Annotated in this window: 23 protein-coding genes and 1 riboswitch; of the genes, 8 read left to right on the plus strand and 15 right to left on the minus strand. The window is 38.0% G+C overall.

The window, feature by feature from the left end; genetic code table 11:
* The first annotated feature begins 25 nt into the window (after positions 1-25).
* Positions 26-2,881 (plus strand): carbamoyl-phosphate synthase large subunit, encoded by a 2,856-nt coding sequence (carB, locus tag MQE36_RS11280; RefSeq protein WP_242936078.1) that lies wholly within the window; start codon positions 26-28, stop codon positions 2,879-2,881.
* 49 nt (positions 2,882-2,930) lie between these two features.
* Here carB and MQE36_RS11285 read toward each other — a convergent pair whose 3' ends face one another.
* The 5 genes from MQE36_RS11285 to MQE36_RS11305 all read right to left on the minus strand — a co-directional run bounded on the left by MQE36_RS11285 (position 2,931) and on the right by MQE36_RS11305 (position 6,600).
* On the minus strand, positions 2,931-3,629 hold the full coding sequence (locus MQE36_RS11285) for a DUF3307 domain-containing protein (RefSeq protein WP_242936079.1): 699 nt from the start codon (positions 3,627-3,629) through the stop codon (positions 2,931-2,933).
* Between the two features lie 5 nt (positions 3,630-3,634).
* Positions 3,635-4,255 carry a transcriptional regulator gene (locus MQE36_RS11290; protein ID WP_242936080.1) on the minus strand — a complete coding sequence of 207 codons (621 nt, stop codon included), beginning with the start codon at positions 4,253-4,255 and terminating at the stop codon, positions 3,635-3,637.
* Positions 4,256-4,326: 71 nt separating this feature from the next.
* Positions 4,327-4,872: an acyl-CoA thioesterase gene (locus tag MQE36_RS11295; protein WP_242936081.1), complete on the minus strand. Its 546-nt coding sequence runs from the start codon at positions 4,870-4,872 to the stop codon at positions 4,327-4,329.
* A 1-nt stretch (position 4,873) separates the two neighbouring features.
* Positions 4,874-5,239 (minus strand): 6-phosphogluconate dehydrogenase, encoded by a 366-nt coding sequence (locus MQE36_RS11300; protein ID WP_242936082.1) that lies wholly within the window; start codon positions 5,237-5,239, stop codon positions 4,874-4,876.
* A 29-nt stretch (positions 5,240-5,268) separates the two neighbouring features.
* Complete coding sequence (locus MQE36_RS11305; protein WP_242936083.1) at positions 5,269-6,600, minus strand: DNA recombination protein RmuC; 1,332 nt, start codon at positions 6,598-6,600, stop codon at positions 5,269-5,271.
* Positions 6,601-6,716: 116 nt separating this feature from the next.
* Between MQE36_RS11305 and MQE36_RS11310 the strand changes: the two genes are divergently transcribed.
* Positions 6,717-7,577, plus strand: coding sequence for an endonuclease/exonuclease/phosphatase family protein (locus MQE36_RS11310; protein ID WP_341461474.1), 861 nt, complete (start codon positions 6,717-6,719; stop codon positions 7,575-7,577).
* A 101-nt stretch (positions 7,578-7,678) separates the two neighbouring features.
* Here the strand turns inward: MQE36_RS11310 and MQE36_RS11315 are convergent, their stop codons facing one another.
* The 3 genes from MQE36_RS11315 to MQE36_RS11325 are packed head-to-tail and all read right to left on the minus strand — an operon-like array spanning position 7,679 to position 10,668.
* The gene (locus tag MQE36_RS11315) at positions 7,679-8,449 is read right to left on the minus strand and encodes an ABC transporter ATP-binding protein (protein WP_423242462.1); all 771 of its coding nucleotides are present in this window, start codon (positions 8,447-8,449) and stop codon (positions 7,679-7,681) included.
* A gap of 41 nt (positions 8,450-8,490) precedes the next feature.
* Entirely contained in the window at positions 8,491-9,522 is a 1,032-nt protein-coding gene (locus MQE36_RS11320) for a FecCD family ABC transporter permease (RefSeq protein WP_242936084.1), read from the minus strand.
* Positions 9,523-10,668 carry an ABC transporter substrate-binding protein gene (locus MQE36_RS11325; RefSeq protein ID WP_242936085.1) on the minus strand — a complete coding sequence of 382 codons (1,146 nt, stop codon included), beginning with the start codon at positions 10,666-10,668 and terminating at the stop codon, positions 9,523-9,525.
* 95 nt (positions 10,669-10,763) lie between these two features.
* Here MQE36_RS11325 and MQE36_RS11330 point away from each other — a divergent pair, with 95 nt between their 5' ends.
* Positions 10,764-11,411 (plus strand): Dph6-related ATP pyrophosphatase, encoded by a 648-nt coding sequence (locus MQE36_RS11330; RefSeq protein ID WP_242936086.1) that lies wholly within the window; start codon positions 10,764-10,766, stop codon positions 11,409-11,411.
* Here the strand turns inward: MQE36_RS11330 and cobC are convergent.
* The 4 genes from cobC to MQE36_RS11350 are packed head-to-tail and all read right to left on the minus strand — an operon-like array spanning position 11,404 to position 14,285.
* Positions 11,404-11,982, minus strand: coding sequence for an alpha-ribazole phosphatase (gene cobC / locus MQE36_RS11335; protein WP_242936087.1), 579 nt, complete (start codon positions 11,980-11,982; stop codon positions 11,404-11,406). The genes MQE36_RS11330 and cobC overlap by 8 nt on opposite strands.
* Positions 11,967-12,731 carry an adenosylcobinamide-GDP ribazoletransferase gene (locus MQE36_RS11340; protein WP_242936088.1) on the minus strand — a complete coding sequence of 255 codons (765 nt, stop codon included), beginning with the start codon at positions 12,729-12,731 and terminating at the stop codon, positions 11,967-11,969. Before MQE36_RS11340 ends, cobC begins: the two co-directional genes overlap by 16 nt.
* Before the next feature lie 2 nt (positions 12,732-12,733).
* Positions 12,734-13,774 (minus strand): nicotinate-nucleotide--dimethylbenzimidazole phosphoribosyltransferase, encoded by a 1,041-nt coding sequence (gene cobT, locus MQE36_RS11345; protein ID WP_242936089.1) that lies wholly within the window; start codon positions 13,772-13,774, stop codon positions 12,734-12,736.
* Between the two features lie 7 nt (positions 13,775-13,781).
* On the minus strand, positions 13,782-14,285 hold the full coding sequence (locus MQE36_RS11350; RefSeq protein ID WP_242936090.1) for a bifunctional adenosylcobinamide kinase/adenosylcobinamide-phosphate guanylyltransferase: 504 nt from the start codon (positions 14,283-14,285) through the stop codon (positions 13,782-13,784).
* Between the two features lie 86 nt (positions 14,286-14,371).
* A riboswitch (cobalamin riboswitch) is annotated at positions 14,372-14,623 on the plus strand.
* Positions 14,624-14,694: 71 nt separating this feature from the next.
* On the opposite strand from MQE36_RS11350, the gene MQE36_RS11355 reads away from it, so the two are divergent.
* Positions 14,695-16,557 carry a TonB-dependent receptor plug domain-containing protein gene (locus MQE36_RS11355; protein ID WP_242936091.1) on the plus strand — a complete coding sequence of 621 codons (1,863 nt, stop codon included), beginning with the start codon at positions 14,695-14,697 and terminating at the stop codon, positions 16,555-16,557.
* Between the two features lie 41 nt (positions 16,558-16,598).
* On the opposite strand, the gene MQE36_RS11360 is transcribed toward MQE36_RS11355, so the two are convergent.
* Positions 16,599-18,026: a S41 family peptidase gene (locus MQE36_RS11360; protein ID WP_242936092.1), complete on the minus strand. Its 1,428-nt coding sequence runs from the start codon at positions 18,024-18,026 to the stop codon at positions 16,599-16,601.
* A gap of 68 nt (positions 18,027-18,094) precedes the next feature.
* Entirely contained in the window at positions 18,095-19,561 is a 1,467-nt protein-coding gene (locus tag MQE36_RS11365) for a S41 family peptidase (protein ID WP_242936093.1), read from the minus strand.
* Between the two features lie 149 nt (positions 19,562-19,710).
* On the opposite strand from MQE36_RS11365, the gene MQE36_RS11370 reads away from it, so the two are divergent.
* From MQE36_RS11370 to MQE36_RS11385, 4 genes are read left to right on the plus strand one after another with little or no spacing between them, the layout of a single operon-like run.
* A complete protein-coding gene (locus tag MQE36_RS11370; RefSeq protein ID WP_242936094.1) occupies positions 19,711-20,220 on the plus strand; it encodes an RNA polymerase sigma factor in 510 nt (169 codons plus the stop codon).
* On the plus strand, positions 20,207-20,647 hold the full coding sequence (locus tag MQE36_RS11375; RefSeq protein ID WP_242936095.1) for a hypothetical protein: 441 nt from the start codon (positions 20,207-20,209) through the stop codon (positions 20,645-20,647). Before MQE36_RS11370 ends, MQE36_RS11375 begins: the two co-directional genes overlap by 14 nt.
* A 12-nt stretch (positions 20,648-20,659) precedes the next feature.
* Positions 20,660-21,187, plus strand: a complete 528-nt coding sequence (locus MQE36_RS11380) for a DUF4252 domain-containing protein (RefSeq protein WP_242936096.1) — start codon at positions 20,660-20,662, stop codon at positions 21,185-21,187.
* A gap of 54 nt (positions 21,188-21,241) precedes the next feature.
* Entirely contained in the window at positions 21,242-21,790 is a 549-nt protein-coding gene (locus MQE36_RS11385) for a DUF4252 domain-containing protein (RefSeq protein ID WP_242936097.1), read from the plus strand.
* Positions 21,791-21,876: 86 nt separating this feature from the next.
* On the opposite strand, the gene purB is transcribed toward MQE36_RS11385, so the two are convergent.
* A complete protein-coding gene (gene purB, locus MQE36_RS11390) occupies positions 21,877-23,220 on the minus strand; it encodes an adenylosuccinate lyase (protein WP_242936098.1) in 1,344 nt (447 codons plus the stop codon).
* Positions 23,221-23,225: the final 5 nt, after the last annotated feature.

Here is a 23,225-nt window from a genome sequence, read left to right on the forward strand (position 1 = left end):
GTTTAAATTACACAACACCAGGAAAATGCCAAAAAGAAAAGACCTCAATTGTATTTTAATTATCGGTTCGGGCCCAATTGTAATCGGACAAGCATGTGAGTTTGATTATTCCGGATCCCAGTCGCTTAGATCGCTTAGGGAAGATGGAATAGAAACTGTTCTGATCAATAGCAATCCTGCTACGATTATGACAGATCCTAAGATGGCAGATCATGTTTATTTAAAGCCTCTGACCACCAAGTCGATTATCGAGATTCTTAAAAATCATCCAAATATTGATGCTGTATTACCTACTATGGGAGGTCAGACAGCATTAAACCTTTGTATTGAAGCTGACGAAAAAGGTATCTGGGAAGATTTTGGAGTAGAGATCATAGGGGTTGATATAGATGCCATTAATATTACAGAAGATAGAGAGCAGTTTCGCGAACTTATGGGCAAAATTAACGTGCCTATGGCGCCTCAGGCTACTGCGTCTTCCTTTTTAAAAGGAAAAGAGATCGCGCAGAAGTTTGGTTTTCCTTTGGTTATTCGCGCTTCTTATACCTTAGGAGGGGCCGGAGCTTCGATTGTGTATGAAAAAGAAGATTTTGATGGCTTATTGAGTCGTGGATTAGAGATCTCCCCAATTCACGAGGTGATGATCGACAAGGCCATGATGGGGTGGAAAGAATATGAGCTGGAACTTCTTAGGGATAAGAATGATAACGTAGTTATTATCTGTACCATTGAAAATATGGATCCGATGGGGATTCATACCGGAGATTCAATAACGGTAGCTCCGGCAATGACACTTTCTGACAGAACTTTCCAGAGAATGAGGGATATGGCTATCAGAATGATGAGAAGCATAGGTGATTTTGCCGGGGGATGTAACGTACAGTTTGCTGTTAGTCCGGATGAGAAAGAAGAAATCATAGCCATTGAGATCAATCCGCGTGTATCCCGGTCTTCTGCATTGGCATCGAAAGCAACCGGATACCCCATTGCTAAAATTGCAACAAAACTTGCTATAGGTTATACACTTGACGAACTCGATAACCAAATTACAAAATCAACTTCAGCATTATTTGAGCCGACACTGGACTATGTGATCGTTAAAATACCTCGCTGGAATTTTGATAAGTTTGAGGGGTCGGACAGGACACTGGGCTTGCAGATGAAGTCTGTGGGTGAGGTAATGGGAATCGGAAGGTCGTTTCAGGAAGCGTTGCATAAGGCAACGCAATCTTTGGAGATTAAAAGAAACGGACTTGGAGCTGATGGAAAAGGGTATAAGAATTACGATCAGATCATAGAGAAGTTAACCAATGCAAGCTGGGACCGGGTATTTGCAATTTACGATGCCATACAATTAGGGATTCCCTTGAGCCGTATTCACGAGATCACTAAGATCGATATGTGGTTCCTGAAACAGTTTGAAGAACTGGATGCACTGGAGAAAAAGATTTCTACATATAATACTATTGAATCCCTTCCTAAGGATTTGTTGTTGGAAGCAAAACAAAAAGGTTTTGCTGACAGGCAAATAGCCCATATGGTAAAATGTTGGGAGAGTGAGGTGTATAAGAAAAGAGAAGAGCTAGGAGTTAAAAGAGTATATAAACTGGTAGATACCTGTGCTGCCGAGTTCAAGGCTCAGACACCTTATTATTACTCTACTTTCGAAGATGTAATTGAAACTAAGGACGGTAAAACATATGTGGCTAATGAAAGTGTAGTTACTGATAAAAAGAAAATTATTGTTCTTGGTTCAGGGCCTAACAGAATTGGTCAGGGAATAGAATTTGATTATTGTTGTGTGCACGGTGTATTGGCTGCGGCAGAATGTGGTTACGAAACCATTATGATTAACTGTAACCCTGAAACGGTATCAACAGATTTTGATACCGCTGATAAGTTATATTTCGAACCGGTATTCTGGGAGCATATTTATGATATTATCAGGCACGAAAAACCAGAAGGCGTTATCGTTCAGTTGGGTGGGCAAACGGCTTTGAAACTTGCTGAGAAGCTTGATAAATATGGTATTAAGATTATTGGAACCAGTTTTGAAGCACTTGACCTTGCCGAAGATCGTGGTAGTTTCTCAACTTTACTTAAGGAAAATAATATTCCTTACCCGGAATTTGGGGTAGCGGAAAATGCCGATGAAGCTCTGGCGCTTGCAGATGAGTTGGATTTCCCGATTCTGGTAAGGCCTTCTTATGTACTGGGAGGACAAGGGATGAAGATTGTGATTAATAAAGAAGAGCTGGAAGAACATGTAGTTGATCTTTTAAGGAAAATACCTAACAACAAGCTGTTGCTGGATCATTATCTCGATGGGGCTATTGAAGCGGAAGCAGATGCAATCTGTGACGGTGAAAATGTATACATTATCGGTATCATGGAGCATATCGAACCTTGTGGAATCCACTCAGGAGATTCAAATGCAACACTTCCTCCGTTCAATCTTGGAGAGTTTGTGATGCAACAGATAAAAGATCATACTAAAAAGATCGCACTAGCCCTGAATACCGTCGGACTTATCAATATTCAGTTTGCGATTAAAGAAGATAAGGTGTATATCATTGAAGCCAATCCAAGGGCATCGCGTACGGTGCCGTTTATAGCAAAGGCTTACGGAGAGCCTTATGTGAACTATGCTACAAAGGTGATGCTTGGAGTAAATAAGGTTGCTGATTTTGACTTCAATCCTAAATTAGAAGGTTATGCTATTAAGCAACCTGTATTCTCATTTAATAAGTTCCCGAACGTGAATAAGAATCTAGGGCCTGAAATGAAGAGTACCGGAGAGAGTATCTTGTTTATAGATAGCTTGAAAGATGATGATTTCTACGATATCTACCAACGTAGAAAGATGTATCTAAGTAAATAAGAAGATTATACATACAGAGTTAAAGAGGGCTGCAATTTTGCAGCCCTCTTTAATTGAAATATTGATATATTATACCTGTAAGTATGGCAATACCGAAACTCAGCAATGTTCCGATCAGTATGTATTCGGTAAGTTTTCGGTCTTTAGATTGCGTAAGGTCGTTGAACCTGAAAATAGACTTGGCTGCAATTAAAAAACCAACGCCTTCCCAATGATTGGTTGCTATAAATACAAAAACAAGCAGCCGCTCAAGCATACCAATATACGTACCTGCATTTTGTAGGGATCCGTCTTTTTTCATTTCTGTTTTTGGAGTGTAAACAGAGATAAGAATTTTAATGAGGACAGCGCTAGGTTTTGTTAAAAAAATAACAGCAGCCAAGATCAGTAAGAGGCCGGTATTGAGTTTAAAATTAAGCTCCAGGCTATTTATGGAAAAACAGATGGCTGCAATAACAATAATATGCAGTATCTGATCTATAAAAAAGAGGAAGCGTTTGTTCTTCTTTTTCTGAAAAACCACTTTAGCGCTGTCGATTATCAAATGGGATATTCCGATAGTAACGGGGATATACCATAATTTGGCATCCCAAAGCATTATAAAACTCAGCATAAAATGAATCAGAACGTGTATGTAAAGTTTGCCTGACCGCAATTTCTTTTTTTCCTTGTTTTTTACCCATTTATTTGGTTGCAGCAGAAAATCTCCGATAAGATGGGCAATAAGCAGGCGTAATAAGATTTCCATGTTTATTAAGGGTATTGTAGTTGATTAATTTTTTTGCGGAACATTCTGTCTACATCCATCACTTCATCGAGGTTCGCTCTTTTTTGTCGTTCACTAACCGTATTTTGCTTGATTCCTATGAGCTCGCCAAGTTCTTGCTGTGAGCGGGTGGGGTGCTCTAATGTGGTTTTTACAATTTCTGCTGAATTGGCCGTCCAGGTATCCATTGTGAGCAACAGGAGTTTAAAATAAAGGTTCAGCTCTTCATCGATCTGACTGTTTATGGTTTTAATAGCCAGATTTGTTTTGTCTTTTTTTAAACGTTCAAAGCGTTCACCGGAAAAAATAAAAGCTTCCCCGGTTGCTTCTGAAATTGTTTTGGCTTCTTCATCTTTATTTCCTATGCCAATAGCTAGGCGAACGTCCAGCCCTTTTATCGACCTGATAACAGATTTCAGATACACGGCAACCATAAAGGAAGTGTGGTAATCTTGTATTTCAATCTGAAAGCTGTCGCCCCTGAAAACCTCCCAGTATCGGTCTTCCCGGGCACTCAAAGTCAGGGCTTTTTTTAAAAGGTGCAACCAAAGTTTAGGGTCTTTGGATTGCCTTGAATTAACAATATCTCCTGTGATAACGCTTGTCATATATCAAATATCGTTTAAATTACAGATAAAAACAAATATCGCTTTAATAAACGATGTGTTTAAATATCGTCTTATATATCGATTTTTACATTATACCTGTCCAGATCAGGCAGCATGTCTTTAGCATTGTATTTTACATGATCTGAATAATCTTTCCGTTCACGACGTAGTTCTATTCGCTTGATACTTTTAAAAAAACGTCTGAGTTCGTTTTCAGATTGCAGGATGAGTCCAGGGACTTTAATATTTTTTTCATGTTCTCCTTTGGCTACCATGGTAAAGTATGAGGAGTTGCAGTGTTTTACTTTTCCTGTTCGGATATTTTCAGCTTCAACACGAATACCTATAATAATGGAGGTGTTACCTACAAAATTAACAGAGGCTTTCATCGTAACCAATTCTCCGACTTCGATAGGCTGGAGGAAGTCGACCGTATCGACTGAAGCTGTAACACAATATGTCTCAGAGTGTTTGGAAGCACAGGCAAATGCTATTTGGTCTAGGAGTGAGAGTATATATCCACCGTGAATTTTTCCACTGAAGTTCGTGTGAGAAGGAAGCATCAGCTCTGAGATGGTAACCTGTGATTCCGATACTGTTTTATATGCTTTGTTCATGTTATTCGTTCTTGTGCGGCGAAACTTCTTTTTTTACATCTGTAACGAAATATTTTGTGTCCCCTAGCCAGAAAAAGGTAGAAAAACGCTCTTTGTAGGTAACTTTAACATAGTGACCTTGATATTCTTCAAGTTTTTGTAAGACATCTTTGTTATTGTCTTCTACTGAAAATTGAAAAATTTGGGCACCGGAAATACCTTGACTGATTTCTCCCTCCCAGGTTTTGACTATCACCCCTTTGTGACTGATTTTTATGAGTTCTCCAGATCGTACGCCTTTACTGTATGGAACGTAATATACAAAAGCAAAATAAGCCAGGCTGGTGATAATGATAGCGAGTAAAAATATTTTAAGAAATTTTTTCATAGATGTTCTGATTTTCTGATTGTTTGAATTTAATCAATTAATTCTTCATCCTGATTGGCCCTGTTCAGCCATTTTTGGTCAATTTGTTTGCTGGCTTTGGCGCCAAGCTTTTTTAGGGTCTCAACCTTGGTAAGCAGATTACCTCTTCCAGTCAGTTTGGTCATGGATGAGGAATAGGTATTTTGCACTGTTTGTAATTGTTTGCCTATTTTTTCCAGGTCGTCTAACAGGTTTTTAAATTGATCATAAAGCCGTCCGGCCTGAGTTGCGATGTCCAGAGCATTTTTATGCTGCTTATCGTTTTGCCACATACTGTCAATTGTTCTAAGTGTGGCCAGAAGGGTTGACGGTGTTACGATAACAATATTCTTTTCAAAAGCCATGTTGTATAATTGAGGTTCTTCTTGTGAGGCAATTGCAAAAGCAGGCTCTAAAGGAATAAATAACAAAACAAAATCAGGGCTCTCAATTTTATATAGATCGTGATAGTTTTTTGCGCTTAACTGATCAACATGCTTTCTGATAGAATTCACATGTTCTTTCAGCAGAGTGGGTTTTAGATCATCGCTTTCAGCATTTACAAAGCGTTCATAGGCAATGAGCGATACTTTTGAATCGACAATCATCTTTTTGTTGTCGGGCAAATTGATGATCACATCGGGTAATACACGCTTTCCTTCTTCAGTGACAAAACTGTTTTGAACTGTATATTCGCTACCTTTTTCCAGTCCTGATTTTTCCAATACCCGTTCTAGAACCAATTCTCCCCAGTTCCCCTGCATTTTAGTATCTCCTTTGAGTGCTTTGGTTAGGTTAGAGGCTTCTTTGGTGATCTGCTGGTTCAATTCTTTTAAATTCTTTAGCTGTTCCTGTAGTGCCGAATGTCGGGTTATGCTCTCTTTATTGCTGTCCTCGACACGCTTTTCAAATGATTGGATTTTTTCCTGTAGGGGGGTCAGTATGTTTTTTATATTTTCTTTGTTCTGTTCCGTAAATTTTTCTGATTTTTCTTCTAGTATCTTATTGGCCAGGATCTGAAAATCTTTTGTGAATTTTTCCTGAAGCTGCTCTACTTCTTCTTTGTATTCTCTGTTTTTCTGCAGAAGGTTGTCAAAGTCAGCCTCCCTTTTGGTGAGCCGGATAAAAAGGCTCTCTCTTTCTTTTTGCAGCTCTTTGTATGCATCTTTCTCTGCTGTTAAGGTATCGCGGAGATTTTCGATGGCGTTTTTTAATTGACTTTCCCGTTCGGAAGCAGTGCTTTCTTCAGACCTGGATTTCAACTTTTGGATATAGACACCCAAAAAAACACCGATAGCACCAAATAAAATTGCAATAATGATAAGAAGGAGGTTTTCTGACATTTGATCGTTCTTTTAGTCAAATATACATCATACAGATGTATTAGCATTACCGTAATCGGTGTTCCTTTGTCACTAATATAAAAATGACATGAGCATTCGAATTAAAGTTTTACCTTGTGAATAAATTAAAGAAGAAAGAAATGTTTAGAAATCTGATCTGTATTTTATTGATTATTACCGGACAGAATGTTCTGTGTCAGGAGTTAAGTGTTCTCTCATATAACATTAAATATGATAATCCAGATGATAATGTAAATAACTGGAATGATAGAAAGGACTTTTTAATAGCTCAGTTAAAATTCAATGAACCGGACGTTTTTGGTACTCAGGAAGGTTTAATCAATCAATTAAAAGAAATCGACAAGGGCTTAAACGATTATGCTTTTATTGGAATAGGAAGGGATCATGGCGATGAAAGAGGAGAGCATACAGCTATTTTTTACAATAAGAAAAGGGTCGGATTGATAGATCACAAAACATTTTGGTTATCCGAAACTCCCGGTGTACCGTCTAAAGGCTGGGATGCGGCTCTCAATAGAATATGTACCTATGCTGTTTTTCAGCTGCAAAATTCCGGAAACAGGTTCCTGGTTTTTAATACTCATTTTGATCATGTCGGTGATGTTGCCAGACTGGAGAGTTGTAAGCTTATTTTACAGAAAATAAAAGAGGTTAATACAGAAGGTTTACCGGTTGTTTTAATGGGAGATTTTAACCTTGAAAATGATCGTGAGGGGATAAAATATCTTGCAAATTATTTAACTGATTCTCATGTTGAAGCAGGGGTTGATTCTTTTGGGCCGGAGGGAACGTTTAATGGTTTTAACTTTAACGAGCCGGTTAAAAAAAGGATTGATTTTATTTTCATTTCAGGATTAAAAGTGCTTAAAAGTGCGATTTTCAGCGACTCAAAAAATTGTAAATATCCATCCGATCATTTCCCTGTTTATTCGTTGTTGGAGTTTGATAAAAAGTAGTATATTGTCAAATAAACCGGCAGGAATATTTTTTAAACAGAAACTTTAATAAAAACTATTTAAAGTGCTGGTTTTTAGTTTTTTGCGAATGTTAATAGATTTTATCTATGCACCCTGAAACTCCCTGTTTTTGTGTCAAATTCTATTAAATCTTTAGGAAAAAGTTCGCTAAAACTTCCTTGTTCAATGAGTACACAAGGTTCTCCAAACGAAGTCTTGTTTTTAGACATCACCAACATTTTATCACATAACTGAATTGTCAGGTCAATTTCGTGTGAAGAGAATAAAATTGTCTTCCCCGTTTCAGAAGCTATTCTTTTTAAAATTTTTAAAATATAAGCTTTGTGATAGATGTCCAGATGTGTTGTAGGTTCGTCTAAAATGATCAACGAGGTGTCTTGTGCAAGCGCTCTGGCGATCATTACTTTTTGAAGTTGGCCGTCGCTGAGTTCATAACATTTTTTATCGATCAGGTCTTGCAGGTTGACCAGGTATATGGCTTCTTTTATTTTATGAATATCTGTTTCGTCCAGGGTACCTATCCAGTTAGTATAAGGTTGCCTCCCCAATGCTATTAATTCCTGAACCGTTATGTTTTTTGATGGGATTTTTTCGGTGAGTACCAGGCTTAACTCCGAAGCAAGTTCCAAAGGTTTGTACTGGAGTATGTCAGTGCCTTTGAGTTTGACATCTCCGGAGAGCGATGGTTGGATTTTTGATAATGTTCTCAACAAGGTTGATTTACCAACTCCATTTGCACCCACAATCCCGATAAGCTCGCCCGACATTAATTCAAAATTGATGTCACTGGCCACAACCAGGTCTTTTGCTTTATGGGTATAACCAATTGAAAGGTTTGTAACGCTTAGCACATTATGTTTGTGTAGGGATCCGATAGCAATTGTTTTTAAGTTTAAAATACCATTTTTTTCTTTCTGACCAATAGCCATATAACTACCGGGGCACCTATAATTGAGGTAATAGCATTTATTGGTAATGAATATTCAGTGTTTGGTAGTTGTGCGATGGTATCGCAGACAAGCATAATGATAGAACCATATAAAATTACGGCCGGCATCAGTATTTTATGGTTGTTAGTATTAAAAATCTGCTTTGTTAAATGCGGCACAGCAAGTCCGATAAAAGCTATCGGTCCGGCAAATGCGGTAACACTCCCGGCAAGGATGCTGGTAGCTAATATAATAATGTAACGCGTACGTTTAATATTCATACCGAGGCTCTGTGCATAGTTTTCTCCCAGCAACAAAGAATTCAGGTTCTTTAACGAAAAGATGCAGAGTACAATACCGGTTATGAATAACAGGGCAAAAACCGACAGTTGAACCCAGCTTAAATTGCCTAAGCTTCCGAATGACCAGAATATGTATTGCTGAAGTTTTTCCATATTACTAAAATGAGCCAGCACACTAACCATAGCCGCAGTAATACTTCCAAACATCAAGCCTATAATCAATAAGGCCATGGTGTCCCTGATTTTACTGGCGACGACTAAAACAGCTAATAATACCAGAAAGCTGCCCAAACTGGCTGCAACGGCAATTCCAAAACTGCCTATCAGGCTGACTGAAAAAAGAGAACCAAAAAATGAAGCCCCCATAATCAGGACGGCAACACCCAGACTTGCTCCGGAACTGATTCCTAATACGAAAGGCCCTGCCAATGGGTTTCTGAATAAGGTCTGCATTAAGAGGCCGCTTAGCGATAGAGCGCTGCCTACTAAAACCGCAGTCAGAGCTTTTGGGATACGATAATTGATGATAATGTGTTTCCACGATTCCTTTTCTACACTGTTGCCGGTTAATGCTTTGAATATTTCTTTAAGAGGAACGGAAACAGAGCCTAAGCTGATATTAATTATAACACAGATTAATAATAAAAGGCTTAATGCTATAAAATACGGGTTGTATGTTTTCGTGTCAGGCAATTATTCTAAGCGTTTAAAAAAATAAGTTTCGTAATTGGGTAATAACTCAGGGTGCGCAATTTTTATAATATCCTTTAATATTAAATCCGGCCTAAGCGGACCCAACTCATAATAAATGAGGCCATCTGGATTGTCCCTGTTTTTTGTGTAGGTATATATATTATTTGTTTTGTATGCATCAAAAAGAGTGTAACCTTGATACTTTTTTTCCATTTCCGCTTTGTTATTGTAATTTCCGGCACCTATCCACATTTCTGCATTTTGTGCCTTATCTAATACACTCTCAAAGTTGAGCTGAATACTTCCTGTGTTCTTATTTTCTTTCCAGAGATAGTCTGTATTGGCATCTTCTAAATATTTTGCAATAAAGCTGTTACCTCCGGGTACATTCCACACGTCTTTAAACATATCGCCAGAAAATACTACCGGAACATGTGGTACCGTTTCTGCGGTTTGTTTGGCTTTTAAATAATCGGTTTCTATGCTATTAAATATGCTGTCGGCTTTTTCTTCTTTGTTAAAAAAAGCAGCTATAAACTTGATCCATTCTGCTCTGCCTAAAGGATGTTCTTCAACCCATGCTCCATCCAAAACAACAGGAATTCCCAGTCTTTCTATCTGGGTTAAGGTTTTATTGTTTCCGTTTACTGAAAAACCAACAACAAGTTCCGGGTTTAACTCTAAAAGAAGTTCAAAATTAATTTCCAGATCATTCCCCAGATCTTTTACTGTCCCATGCTCAATGAGCGTCCTGGTTTTTTTAGAAGAGATGAACTTTGTCGTGGGAAATCCGACTAACTTATTTTCGACTTCCAGGTATTCCAGAGCCGGAATATTAGTTGTGGAAACTACGACAACTTTTTCTATCGGGGTTTGGATCACAACAGTGTTATCATCGTGGTCAGGTATTTCCGTACCCTTTTCTACTAACAGGTATTTAAATTGTTTAGTGCTGCCGGGCCAGGGAGCGTTTACAAGTATTTCTTTATAATTGCCGTAATCAGTAACGGTAAATCTTTTGGCATATTTTGGTGTTTTAGGGATTCCTGTAGCCGTTTCTGACAGTATATTTGTATTCGGTTTTTTATCCTGCTTGCAGGATAAAAAGCAAAAAGAACAACTCAGTACAAAAATTAAAAATCGCATAACGGTATAATTATGTGTCAAACTTCGCTATTTTTTTTGTAAATGAATAACCTTAGTGGAATTAAAACTATTTTTGAGTTTTAAAAATAATACAAATGAATTTTATGTGTTCTTGGAGCGGTGGAAAAGACAGCAGTTATGCTTTTTTTAAAGCCATGGAGCTTGGGTATCGGCCCAAAGTACTTTTAAATGTAATGAACGAGTACGGAGACAGGTCCCGGTCTCATGGTATAACTAAACCTGTTTTAGAGGCCCAGGCAGACGCTTTAAACTTGCCGATCCATTTTTTTAATAGTTCGTGGAGTGATTATGAAAGAAACTATATTGAACACTTACGGATATTAACTGAAACCTATCCGATTACACATGCAGTTTTCGGAGATATCGATATAGAGTCGCATAAAGCCTGGGAAGAGAAAGTTTCTCGTGCAGCCAATTTGGAAGCAGTGTTACCTTTGTGGGAAGCCGACCGGAAGGAGTTAGTATTAGATATGATTGATGCGGGTTTTGATGCGATCATAGTATCGTGTAATCAGCAACTGGGTTCCGATTTTTTAGGCAAGAGAATAGATAAGGAGATTATAAATACCTTTGAATCTTTAGGTGTTGATGCTTGTGGTGAAAATGGAGAATATCACACTTTACTCGTAAATGCTCCGTTTTTCAAGCAAAGAATTCAGGTCGAAGTGAATGATAAACAGGTGTCTGGGAATTATAACTTTGCTGAATTGGTACTTAAGTGAGGTTTTCTGATTCGATTTTTGACACCAGTTTTATCTGATCTTCAGTCTTATTTATATGAACAACACTTCCATAAGGAATTTTAATCCGAAAGGATTTTTCCAGCGGAACCTGCAAGAGCGTAGCTAAAAAGGCTCTGATAGGGCCGGCATGGGTTACAATAATCAGATTATCTGTGGCGCAACCGATATAATGTGTCAAACGATTATGGACTCTTTTGGCCAGATCTGTGTATGATTCTCCATAAGGTACTTTTACATTTACAAAATCTCGCATCCAGGGGTCAAGCTCTTTTGTCGGAATGTCATTCCATTTCCTTAATTCCCAATTGCCAAAATTTAATTCCTTTAGCGCTTCATCTTCAATAACATTCGGACTTATTCTCTTGGCGAGAAGTGCACAGCGTTTCAGGGGGCTGGTGTAGACTTTAAATGTGTTGTGGTTTTCGGGGAGTTGTTTTCTGATATTCTGCAGCTCTTTCTCAAAATTTTCATTTAAAGGAATATCTGCTTGTCCATAGCAAATACCCTTGTCGATTTTAGGTGTGGTATGTCGGATTAAATAAATTTCCATATCATGAGTAAGGATAAATAAAAGACAACTTCCGCTAATTGTTGTACAGCTCCGGCGCAGTCGCCTGTATGCCCTCCCAGCCATTTCGTGAATTTTTGCCCAAGGTAGATTTTTGACAAGTATGTAGGGATTATTGCCATGAATGCCCACGGGGTAGGGAAGAAAAACAAAGGGATAATGCCGAATGCAGCACTGACGGCTACTGTTTTCAGGTCAATGTTCTTAGCAGCCGGCTTGGCTTTGCTGCTTTCATCATCCCTAACATACGGATGCGTGTATATCAGGGTGGTTGCAACAAACCGGCTTAAACTATGACCGGAAATGATTGTTAATGGAATAAAAACAGGAGAGATATAGGTTAACGCTAAAAATTTTGTTGCTAACAGCATCCCAAGTCCAACGGCGCCATATGTTCCTATTCTGGAATCTTTCATAATGAACATGATTTTTTCCTTCGTCCATCCGCCACCGAGACCGTCGCATACATCAGCAAAGCCGTCTTCATGAAACGCACCCGTGGTATAAACGGTAGCAACCATAGAAAGTATGACAGCTATTTCGTCAGGTAGAACGAATGAAGAAATATAATAAACAAAGGCACCGATACCTCCCACTATAATTCCGACGAATGAAAAGTATTTTGAACTTTTAGAAAGATATTCCGGATTGTGATCTATCCATTTAGGACAGGGAATCCTGGTAAAGAACATTATTGCAGTTAAAAATATATGTACTTCCCTTTTTAACATGTTTATTCGTTTTTTGTACTTACTCCTGCGCTTTTAAAGCTCGCCATATGGTTTAAAAAATCAACAGAAGCCCTCAATAAAGGAACGGCTATGGCTGCTCCGGTACCTTCACCGAGCCGCATGTTGAGATGAAGCAAGGGGCTTGCATTTAAATGGGCTAACATTTTTGTATGTCCTTTTTCATTCGAAGTGTGAGCAAAAATGCAATAATCGGTAACACTGGGAGCTATTTTTTTTGCGACAAGCAAGGCAGAAGTAACAATAAAGCCGTCTATGAGGATAACCATTTCAAGTTCTGCAGCTTTTAATATTCCACCTACAATCATTGCAGTTTCAAATCCTCCGTAGGTTGCCAAAGCATCGATAGTATTTTTAGGGCAGTGTTTATTCAATACCTCAGTAAGTATTTTTATTTTGTTTCCGATCCCTTTATCATTTAATCCTGTTCCTGCTCCAACACAATCCTCAATAGGCGTATTTGTAAAATAAGTCATCAACAGGGCAGCAGAAGAGGTGTTTCCGATCCCCATTTCCCCAAAACCTATTGTATTCACACCGTTTGCATGTGCCGTAGCAACCAGTTTTGCTCCTTTTTCAATGGCAGACAGACATTGATCTTCTGTCATTGCCGGTTCTATTCGGTAGTTTTTAGTACCAAAATCAATTTTAGCATCTATAAGAGGGAGTTTGTTTTCAAAGGAATGGTTAACTCCTGCATCAACAATCTTCAGGTCTATACCGTGAGTGTTGCTGAAAATATTAATAGCAGCCCCGCCTTGAATAAAATTATAAACCATCTGGGTGGTAACTTCCTGAGGATATGGGTTTACCATACCTTCTTTTGCGATACCATGATCTCCCGCAAAAACAATGATTGTCGGATTTGATATTGCCGGTTCCAGTGTGTTTTGAATGTTTCCAATTTGAAAAGCCAGAGCTTCGAGGGTTCCTAAGGCACCCAAGGGCTTTGTTTTGGTATCTATTTTGTGTCGCAGTTTTTCTTGCAGGTCAGAATCAGACAGGGGCTTTATGTTGAATTCCATATCGTACTTATTTTAAGATAAGAGGTAAGCCGGAAACCATAAAAGTAGCTTTGTCGGCATGGTTTGCGATATGCTGATTCATCCAGCCCTGGAGCTCTGTAAATTTTCTGCCCATAGGTGTGTCAGCATGAAGTCCCATTCCAATTTCATTCGAGATAATAATGATAGTAGCATCAATATTCAGGAGTTTGGCAAATTCCGCTTTTGCAAGCTTTAAGCTTTCGTCCCTGTCGTGCCCGGTGTCCATATAAAAATTGGTGAGCCAAAGAGTAACGCAATCAACGACTGCAACATCATTTTTTTGAATGACTTTTGAAATGTGTTTTTCTTCTTCAACAGAAGTCCAGCGCATATCCCTGTCACTTTTATGCCGGTCAATGCGTTGCTGATGATCTTTATCCCAGATACGGGAAGTGGCAATGTATTTGGGAGAATCGGTAAGACTGAGAGCCAGATTTTGAGCGTATGAGCTTTTTCCTGAACGTTCCCCTCCAGTGATGTAGTAAATCATTTTCGGTTTGAATTTTGATCAAAAGTATTTAAAAATAATTACAAAAAAGATTTGATTGTAAAATAGGGGGTTTATAAATAAGCCATATCTTTGTCACCGAATTTTGTTTCAAACTTCCATCAGGGAGGGCGGATTAAAAGGGAATTTGGTGAAAATCCAAAACTGTTCCCGCAACTGTAAGCTCAGTCTGCAATATGGTAGATGCTTGTTGTAAAATCTTTGAAACCACTGTTCATGTCAACATTTTATGACACCCTGTTTTAAAAAATGAAACAGGAGAATGGGAAGGTATACAGCAAGACGTAAGTCAGGAGACCTGCAAAATTTAATTAATTATTGTCAAACTTTCGGGATAAAGGTTTGGGTATGAGACTCTCATGCTTTTTCCCTATTTATTGTATTTGCTAATATGAACAAAAGAATTGTTTCTGTTTGTGCACTTGGTTTATTAAGTGTATATGGTATTGCCCAGCAGAAAGACAAGAAGGTAGAACAGCTGGATGAAGTAGTTGTTTCTGATTCGCGTTTTGAATTAAAACGTGAAAATTCAGGGAAGACAGTTATAAAAATCGATCGGGAAGAGATCGAAAAAAATCAGGGAAAAACGGTTTCCGAACTTATTAATGTAAAAGCCGGGATAGAAGTTAATGGAAGCAGAAGCAATGCGGGCCAGGACTTAAATACGTATGTACGGGGTGGTTCTAACCGTCAGGTGTTGGTGCTGATCGATGGCGTTCAGGTGTCAGACCCTTCGCAAATCTCCAATGGGTACGACTTGCGGTTGTTGTCATTGGGAGCTATTGAGTCAATAGAAATTATTAAAGGTGCGGCAAGTACGCTTTATGGTAGTGGAGCAGCAACGGTGGTGATTAATATTACAACGAAAGAAGGAGAAGAAGGGGCTATTGCTTTGAGCCTAAATTCCAGTATCGGTACTAATCAGACTAAAGACGATCAAAACTATAATCCTGCTGATTTTCATAATGATGTTACCATAAACGGTAAGGGAGGTGATTTTAATTATTTATTAAGTTTTAATCAGCAATATACAGATGGTATGTCTGCGGCCGATACGGAAGCAGATGTGAAAGATCCTTTTTCGAGATACGCCATAAAAGCAAAATTTGGTTACGATTTTTGCGATGCGTTTTCATTAGGGATCTACGGCGATTATACAGACATTGAATCTGCATATGACGGAGGTGCAAATTTGGACGCCGATAATTGGTATAACAGCAAACAGTACAGGACGGGGTTAACTTCAAGAATATCATATACCGGTGGTGCTGTAATCATTAACGGGGCGTATAGCAAGTATGACAGAGAGTTTATTTCTGCATTTCCTTCTGACTTTAAGTCAGAGAACATGGTTGTAGATGCTTATTCCAAGAATACATTTGCCGATGTTTTGCATACTATAGTAGGAGTAAATGTAGTGAATGATAAAACAGAGTTCGATAGTAATGAAAGTGTAACGAGGGTAGATCCTTACCTGAATATGGTTGTAGCCAGCGATAGAGGTTATAACATTAATACAGGCGGACGGTTGAATGTTCATAGTGAGTATGGAACTCATTTTACTTACAATGTAAATCCTTCGTTTACAGCTAAGTTCGATCAGAATTATATAAAGTTTTTCGGGTCGTATAGTACTTCATTCATAGCTCCTTCTTTATCGCAGTTATTTGGATTCTACGGGCCAAATCCGGATTTAAAGCCGGAAGAAGACAAAACCATAGAGGGGGGAATTGAATTTAAATACGGACAACAATTTAGGGTTAGTGCTTTATACTTCAACAGGGAAGAGAAAAATCTTATAGGTTATGATTTTAACCAGGGGTATTACAATGTTACGGATAAAACGACTGCTCAGGGAGTGGAAGTTGAGTTGGTTGCAAGCCCTGTTGAAGTATTATCTATTACAGCCAATTACGCTTTTACAGAAAGAAAGGATGATGTTCCGTTTAAAATCCCTAAACATAAAGCAAATGTATCTATTGGATACGATTTTACACCCAGATCGTATGTATCGTTAAGTTATCAGTATAATGCAGACAGGTTGGATAGTTATTTTAATCCGGATACTTCTCAAAGCAGTGCAGTTACATTAGAGGCTTTTAGTTTATTCAATGCTTATGTAAACCATCAGCTATCAGAAAAGGTAAAAGTATTTGCAGGAGTAGATAACATTCTTAATGAAGGATATACAGAAATTTTTGGTTATAACACTAAAGGAAGAAACGTTAGGTTAGGTTTTAGTATTACTTTGTAGTAAATGATGAAAGCCGCTCTTTTTCGGAGCGGCTTTTATTTTTATCGAAATTGTAATCTTTCGGTTTCTATATACATATTGTCTTTGGACGGTCTGATAACTTTCGAGTCTTTGAAACTTTGAACGGGACTACCTGTTCTCGGGGAGGGTTTAGCTGCGGCTCCTGTAATCTCCTGAAGAGCCCTTGCCAAAAAAGGCTCATTGATATCTCCCAGTATTCCCATATTCTCGATATCTTCCATTAACTTTATTTCAGGATCAAAACCATCGGTATAATCTGAGAATCCGACGGAGTTTTCATTTCTGGAAATTATAGGTTGCATTCCCCATGTATGGTTCGGGTTTAATGAGTCATCGTCATATTGATAACTGTCAGAGTCAAATAAAGCTACGGAAGCTTCATTTTTTCCAACTGTTGTTGTTCCTATCTGTATGACTTGAATGTATGGATCCAGGCCATTGATGATTAACTCGCTGGCAGAAGCCGTTCTGTCGGTTGTGAGAACATATACCCGGTTTAGGTTTAAGCTGTTAATAACGTTACCGTCTAAAGTATTCCTGAAATGATAATCAGTTCTGTTACTTCCGAAAATTTCTTGCAGCTTGCCGTTATATCTCAGTCTTATAAACAGTTTATCTTCCGATTGGGTACTGATCATGCTGGCCAGGTTGGCTGAAGAGTTTACAGAACCGCCGGGATTATATCTTAAATCCAGCACCAGGGCGGTTATTCCGTCTGATTTGAATTGTCCGAATGTAGCATTAAGTTCGTCGTCAAATTGAGCTGTAAAACTATTGTACATTAAATACCCTATTTTTTGATTATCTAAAGTAATGGTCTTTGAGATATAAATCGGATTTTCTGTATAATGATCACTCTTGGTCAGGGTAATATCGATCCCGTTGGATGTAAAATTACCGCTATCGTAATCGGCCATGTTTAGCGTGTAAGTGTCATTAGTGCCAAAGAGTAAATCAATATAATTCGTATCGGTTAAGGGTTGGCCATTAACACCGGTAAAGATATCACCTCGCATGATATTTTTCCCTTCGGCATCAGTCCCGGGTAAAATATACCAAACGTAACCGAAAATCTCATTGGAAGAATTATTTTTATAGCTCAGTCCGTACTCTACACCATTGGTTTTGAAAACACCTTGTTGCGAATTCAGGAGGTCATTGTAATCGTCTGTTATGTAGCTAAACCGGTCATCTTGGTGAATCAGGGCATCAAATAATGAGCCTGGATTTGAATAATTATCTAAGTATGATGCATACTCCTGGTTTGAAGAAAACCGATTGTCGGCCAGATCATTAACATCATCTTGCCAATAATACCATAAGTTAAGACCTTTCCATATAAAGTCCTGTACTTCCAGGTTATTGTCGGGTACAAATATATTATCGTCTTTATCGTCACAGCTTAAAAGGAATAAAAATGTAAATGTGAGCGCATATAACTTCTTCATTTGTTTTAAGATTGGGTTATTTATGGGAGTTAAGATACAAAAAAACCGCTCTTTTGAGCGGTTTCCGATTAATTTCTAATAATTCGTTCAGTATCGATATACATTTCTTTTCCTAAAGGTTTAAAATCATTTACATCCTTCAAAAGTATATATTTAATCTGGGGGGCAGATCTTTTTGCTTTATTGGCCACCCCGGTAATTTGAGAAATAGCTTCGGCAAGTAAAGGTTCGTTTTCATCTCCTAAAATCCCCATGTCGGTTATGTTTTCTTTAATAGGAGTGTCGGGAAGCAAGCCTTCGAAATAATCCGAAACACCATTTGCATTTGCCGATTTTAAGACTAATGGTTGGATGGCGTATTTGTGATCAGGATTAATATTAGATTTCCCAAAATTCGGAGAGTCGTACAAAGTGACAGAAGCAGTATATTTACCGGTAGTAGTATCACCTATATGTCTGACATCAATATATGGATCCAGGCCGTTTATAACCAGCTCACTTGATGAAGCAGACGAACCGGTTGTTAATATATATACCGTTTGCAGTCCAAGCGAGTTAATGGTTGTATTGTCGGATAATTTGTTTGTGAATTTATTTATCAACCGATCCGGATCATTATTTTCAAAGTAGCTTTGGTATTTGTCATTCCATTCCTCTTTAGAAAAGACACTCCCTGTAAACTGTCCTGTAATCATACTGGACAGGTATATGGCAGAACTAACTCTTCCGCCGGGGTTATATCTCAAATCAAGAACCAGGTGACCGACCCCCTGTGCTTTAAAGTCAGCAAAGACACTGTTCAGCTCTTGATCGTAATCAGCAATAAAACCATTGTACATTAAATACCCGATTTTTTGCCCGTTGCTTTCTATTACCTTGTTTATAAGAATAGGATTTTCAGAGAGTTCTGTCTTGGTTAATGAAACGGTTTCGCCATTTAAAGCAATTTGGCTATTGTTTACTTCAGCCATTCCCAATGTGTATGTATCGTTGCTTCCGAAAAGCAGAGTCTGATAGTTTTGAGCGGTTAATTGCTGTCCGTCAACGGTCAAAAAGAAATCTCCACGCTCAATATTCTTTGCTGAGGCATCCGAGTTGTTCACAATATATCTTACAAAACCAAAAACGTCATCTGAATTCCCTATTCTGCTTAATTGGAAATCAACACCGTTAGATTTATAAATGCCGGCGAAAGAGTTTTCAAGTTCGATATAATCGTCAACCAAAAAACTAAACCTGTCTACAGTTCCTTTTTGGTATAAAAGGGCATTAAACAAGTTGTTTGGTGTATCATAAGAATTTAAAAAACCGTAATAGTCATCTTGAACATCATTTTTACTATCCGCTAAGTTCGGAACATCCTGTTGCCATAAGTAAATTTCGTTAAGTCCCGACCAAACAAAGTCATTAATTTCACTTTCTAATGCAACAGGGTTTGGATCCGGTGTAGACCCCGGGCCATCATCCTTACTACAGGCAATAAGATTAAAAAATAAAACGCCTAGAGCAACCCTGCTTAAAATTGATTTTTTCATATAATTAGTAAATAAATGTGTGTTTCTTTTGTCTCTGTGAGCCAAATTTACTTACATTAATGAAAATTTAAAATTTTTGTAACAAAATTTATAATCATTCGTCTTCCTTGTATAAAGCAGTAAATTTAAAGCTGCCAACCAAACCTGAAATGAAACAAAGTGAGTTTTTGAATATAGTGATGCCCTTTAAAGATAAGCTTTTTAGATTAGCAAAACGATTGTTGGTATCTACTGAGGAAGCGGAAGATGCAACTCAAGAGATTTTAATGAAATTGTGGTCTAAAAACACAAACCTAAAGGAATGTAAGAGCGTAGAAGCTTTTGCCATGACGATGACGAAGAATTATTGTTTAGACAGGTTAAAATCAAAACAGGCAAACAATCTAAAATTGGTTCATAGTAATTATACAGATGAAAATGTATCGTTGCACAAGAAAATTGAAGTAGCAGATAGTTTGCAATGGATGACCAGGATAATGAATACATTGCCGGAACAGCAACGAATGGTATTGCAATTGAGAGATGTAGAGCAGTACGATTATAATGAAATAGCCGAAATGCTGGAAATGAACCAGACAGCCGTAAGGGTCACTTTGTCCAGGGCCAGGAAGGCCGTTCGTGAACAACTGATAAAAAAACACAACTATGGAGTTAGTTAAAAGAATAGAAGTATTAATCGAAAAGTATTTTGCCGCAGAAACATCTATGGCAGAAGAACAAGAGTTGAGAGATTATTTTTCGCAAACAGATCTGGCGCCTCATTTGCAAGAATATCAGCCTATGTTCGTATACTTTTCATCGGCACAGCAAGAAAGCTATGGCAAAACAGTTTCACTAAAACCCGGAAAAAAGAGATATTTAGCGTGGATTTCTGTTGCAGCTATGGTAGCAGTTGTTGCAAGTGTCTGGATGTCAAATCCATTTCAGCCTAATAATTTAGGTACTTATAATGACCCTGAAATAGCTTTTCAGGAAACTCAAAAAGCTCTTGAGTATTTATCAGCGAACCTGAATATAGGGATAGAAGAGATGAGTCGCTTAAAAGAGTTTGAACAAACGAAAAATAAAATTTTAAAGAACAATTAATTATTTAGAACCATGAAAAAAATAGCATTAATATTAGTGATAGCTATGTTGCCTTTAGCAGGATTTTCTCAATCGGCGTTTGATAAGTTTGAAAGTTTGGAGAGTGTAAAAACGGTAGTGATCAACAAAAAGGCATTTGAGCTTTTTTCCCGAATTGAAACTAATGATGCTGATGCACAGGAGTTTATGAGTTTGACTAAAAGTCTTACCAGCTTAAAGGTTTTTGCCACCGAAAATCCGAAGGTAGCTGCTGAAATGAAAGCAACGGTAGACAAGTACCTGTCGAGTTCTTCTTTAGAAGAGTTGATGCGTGTAAAGGATGATGATACAAACGTAAAGTTTTATATAAAACCCGGAAAAGATGACGATCATGTAAGCGAATTGCTCATGTTTGTAAACGGAATTAAAGATGTAGATATAAACGGAGGTAAGATAGAAACGGTTTTATTGACACTAACCGGAAATATTGACCTGAACAAGATCAGCACTTTAACCAGTAATATGAACCTGCCGTCTGAATTAAATAAGGCAGGGCAATAGTAAAATAAATATGAATCCCGCAATACCTCAATTGCGGGTTTAACCCATTGTAAAATGAAAACGGTATATAAATATATTGTAATAGCAACTATAGGAGTTGTGATGGCTTCGTGTGATAACGGGCAGAGCTTACAGCAGTATTTTGTTGACGGGTCTAATAATCCGGAATTTATAACTTTTGATGTGTCATCCAATGTTTTGAGTGTGGCAGAAGAAGAGCTTACGAGCAAACAGAAAGAGACCCTGCATTCTATCAGGAAGCTGAATGTTCTGGCATTAAAATTAGATGAAAACAATCAAGGGCTATATAAAGAGGAGAAGGAAAAAATAAAAAAGATATTGTCGGACGACTCTTATCAGGAACTCATGCGATTTAATACGGGAAAAGCCCGTGGCGTTGTGAAATTTCTTGGAGAAGATGATGCAATAGATGAAGTGATTCTTTATGGTTCTGATGATTCTAAGGGATTTGCTTTATTGCGTATCTTGGGAGATAATATGAATATAGAAAATGTCGGACAGCTTGTCGAGGTTGTTCAAAAAGGAACGCTTAACCAAAGTCAGTTGGGAAGCATCGGAAAGATATTTTCCGAAGCGAAGTAAGATAATTGAATTCATCAATCAAGATTACAAAAAAATCCTGCCTCATTATGAAGCAGGATTTTTTGTAATAAGACTTTATTAGGGAATTAAATCCCTGTATAATTACTTGGACTGATTTTCTTTAACTCTGTTTTTATAATATCAGAAACATCTAGTGTATCTATAAAGGCAGCGATACTGTTTTGAGTAATCTTTTCATTGGTCCGGGTAAGTCCTTTCAAAGCTTCATAGGGGTTCGGATAACCCTCACGCCTTAAAATAGTCTGAATAGCTTCCGCCACTACAGCCCAGTTTTCTTCAAGGTCATGCTCGATTTTTGTTTCATTAAGCAATAGTTTGCTCAATCCTTTCAACGTGGCATTGAACCCGATAATGGTATGCGCAACAGGAACTCCGACATTACGTAAAACAGTACTGTCTGTTAAGTCTCTTTGAAGCCTAGATACAGGAAGTTTCACTGATAAGTGTTCTAAAATAGCATTGGCGATTCCAAGGTTTCCTTCCGAATTTTCAAAATCAATAGGATTTACTTTATGCGGCATAGCTGACGATCCAACTTCCCCGGCTTTTATTTTTTGTTTAAAGTAATCCATAGATATGTATGTCCAGATATCCCTGTCCAAATCAATTACAATAGTATTGATTCTTTTAAGACTGTCAAAAATACTGGCTAAATGGTCGTAGTGTTCAATTTGTGTGGTTGGGAAAGAATAATGCAGCCCTAAAGTTTCTTCTACAAAATGCTTGCCGAATGCCTGCCAGTCTATTTGAGGATACGCAATATGATGTGCATTAAAATTACCCGTAGCCCCGCCAAATTTGGCTGCATCAGGAGAATAGCGTAACAAACGTAATTGCTCTTCGATACGGGCGACAAATACCTGTAATTCTTTCCCTAACCGGGTAGGAGAAGCCGGTTGCCCGTGAGTTCTCGCCAGCATTGGAATCTCTGCCCAGGTCGTGGCCATTTCACCTAACTTGTCAATAAGAAGCTTTAGGCAAGGCATATACACCTGAATTAAAGCATCTTTTATAGAAAGAGGAATCGCTGTATTATTGATATCCTGAGAGGTTAAACCAAAATGAATAAATTCTTTATATGCTGATATGTTAAGTTCATCAAATTTCTTTTTAATGAAGTACTCAACAGCTTTTACATCGTGGTTGGTCGTTTTTTCAATCTCCTTAACAGTCAATGCGTCATCTGATGAAAAATTCTCATAGATTGCTTTTAGGTCTTTGTATAGAGTTTTGTTGAAGCTTTCTAGTTGAGGTAATGGCAGCTCACAAAGAGCAATGAAGTATTCTATTTCTACTAAAACCCTGTATTTAATAAGTGCTTCTTCTGAAAAATAAGCAGATAAAGCTTGTGATTTATCTCTGTAGCGCCCATCTATAGGCGAAATGGCGTTTAATGATGTTAGTTGCATTGCGA

The organism is Zhouia spongiae (genome assembly GCF_022760175.1).
Taxonomy (GTDB): domain Bacteria; phylum Bacteroidota; class Bacteroidia; order Flavobacteriales; family Flavobacteriaceae; genus Zhouia; species Zhouia spongiae.

Excerpts from the sequence above, each read along its gene's own strand:
- MQE36_RS11355 (WP_242936091.1), top strand. The coding sequence starts at position 14,695 with ATGAACAAAAGAATTGTTTCTGTTTGTGCACTTGGTTTATTAAGTGTA.
- MQE36_RS11380 (WP_242936096.1), top strand. The coding sequence starts at position 20,660 with ATGAAAAAAATAGCATTAATATTAGTGATAGCTATGTTGCCTTTAGCA.
- cobT (WP_242936089.1), bottom strand. The coding sequence starts at position 13,774 with ATGGAATTCAACATAAAGCCCCTGTCTGATTCTGACCTGCAAGAAAAA.
- purB (WP_242936098.1), bottom strand. The coding sequence starts at position 23,220 with ATGCAACTAACATCATTAAACGCCATTTCGCCTATAGATGGGCGCTAC.
- MQE36_RS11330 (WP_242936086.1), top strand. The coding sequence starts at position 10,764 with ATGAATTTTATGTGTTCTTGGAGCGGTGGAAAAGACAGCAGTTATGCT.
- MQE36_RS11340 (WP_242936088.1), bottom strand. The coding sequence starts at position 12,731 with ATGTTAAAAAGGGAAGTACATATATTTTTAACTGCAATAATGTTCTTT.
- MQE36_RS11305 (WP_242936083.1), bottom strand. The coding sequence starts at position 6,600 with ATGTCAGAAAACCTCCTTCTTATCATTATTGCAATTTTATTTGGTGCT.
- MQE36_RS11350 (WP_242936090.1), bottom strand. The coding sequence starts at position 14,285 with ATGATTTACTACATCACTGGAGGGGAACGTTCAGGAAAAAGCTCATAC.
- MQE36_RS11370 (WP_242936094.1), top strand. The coding sequence starts at position 19,711 with ATGAAACAAAGTGAGTTTTTGAATATAGTGATGCCCTTTAAAGATAAG.
- MQE36_RS11290 (WP_242936080.1), bottom strand. The coding sequence starts at position 4,255 with ATGACAAGCGTTATCACAGGAGATATTGTTAATTCAAGGCAATCCAAA.
- MQE36_RS11300 (WP_242936082.1), bottom strand. The coding sequence starts at position 5,239 with ATGAAAAAATTTCTTAAAATATTTTTACTCGCTATCATTATCACCAGC.
- MQE36_RS11285 (WP_242936079.1), bottom strand. The coding sequence starts at position 3,629 with ATGGAAATCTTATTACGCCTGCTTATTGCCCATCTTATCGGAGATTTT.
- MQE36_RS11295 (WP_242936081.1), bottom strand. The coding sequence starts at position 4,872 with ATGAACAAAGCATATAAAACAGTATCGGAATCACAGGTTACCATCTCA.
- MQE36_RS11360 (WP_242936092.1), bottom strand. The coding sequence starts at position 18,026 with ATGAAGAAGTTATATGCGCTCACATTTACATTTTTATTCCTTTTAAGC.
- MQE36_RS11365 (WP_242936093.1), bottom strand. The coding sequence starts at position 19,561 with ATGAAAAAATCAATTTTAAGCAGGGTTGCTCTAGGCGTTTTATTTTTT.
- cobC (WP_242936087.1), bottom strand. The coding sequence starts at position 11,982 with ATGGAAATTTATTTAATCCGACATACCACACCTAAAATCGACAAGGGT.
- MQE36_RS11385 (WP_242936097.1), top strand. The coding sequence starts at position 21,242 with ATGAAAACGGTATATAAATATATTGTAATAGCAACTATAGGAGTTGTG.
- carB (WP_242936078.1), top strand. The coding sequence starts at position 26 with ATGCCAAAAAGAAAAGACCTCAATTGTATTTTAATTATCGGTTCGGGC.
- MQE36_RS11325 (WP_242936085.1), bottom strand. The coding sequence starts at position 10,668 with ATGCGATTTTTAATTTTTGTACTGAGTTGTTCTTTTTGCTTTTTATCC.
- MQE36_RS11375 (WP_242936095.1), top strand. The coding sequence starts at position 20,207 with ATGGAGTTAGTTAAAAGAATAGAAGTATTAATCGAAAAGTATTTTGCC.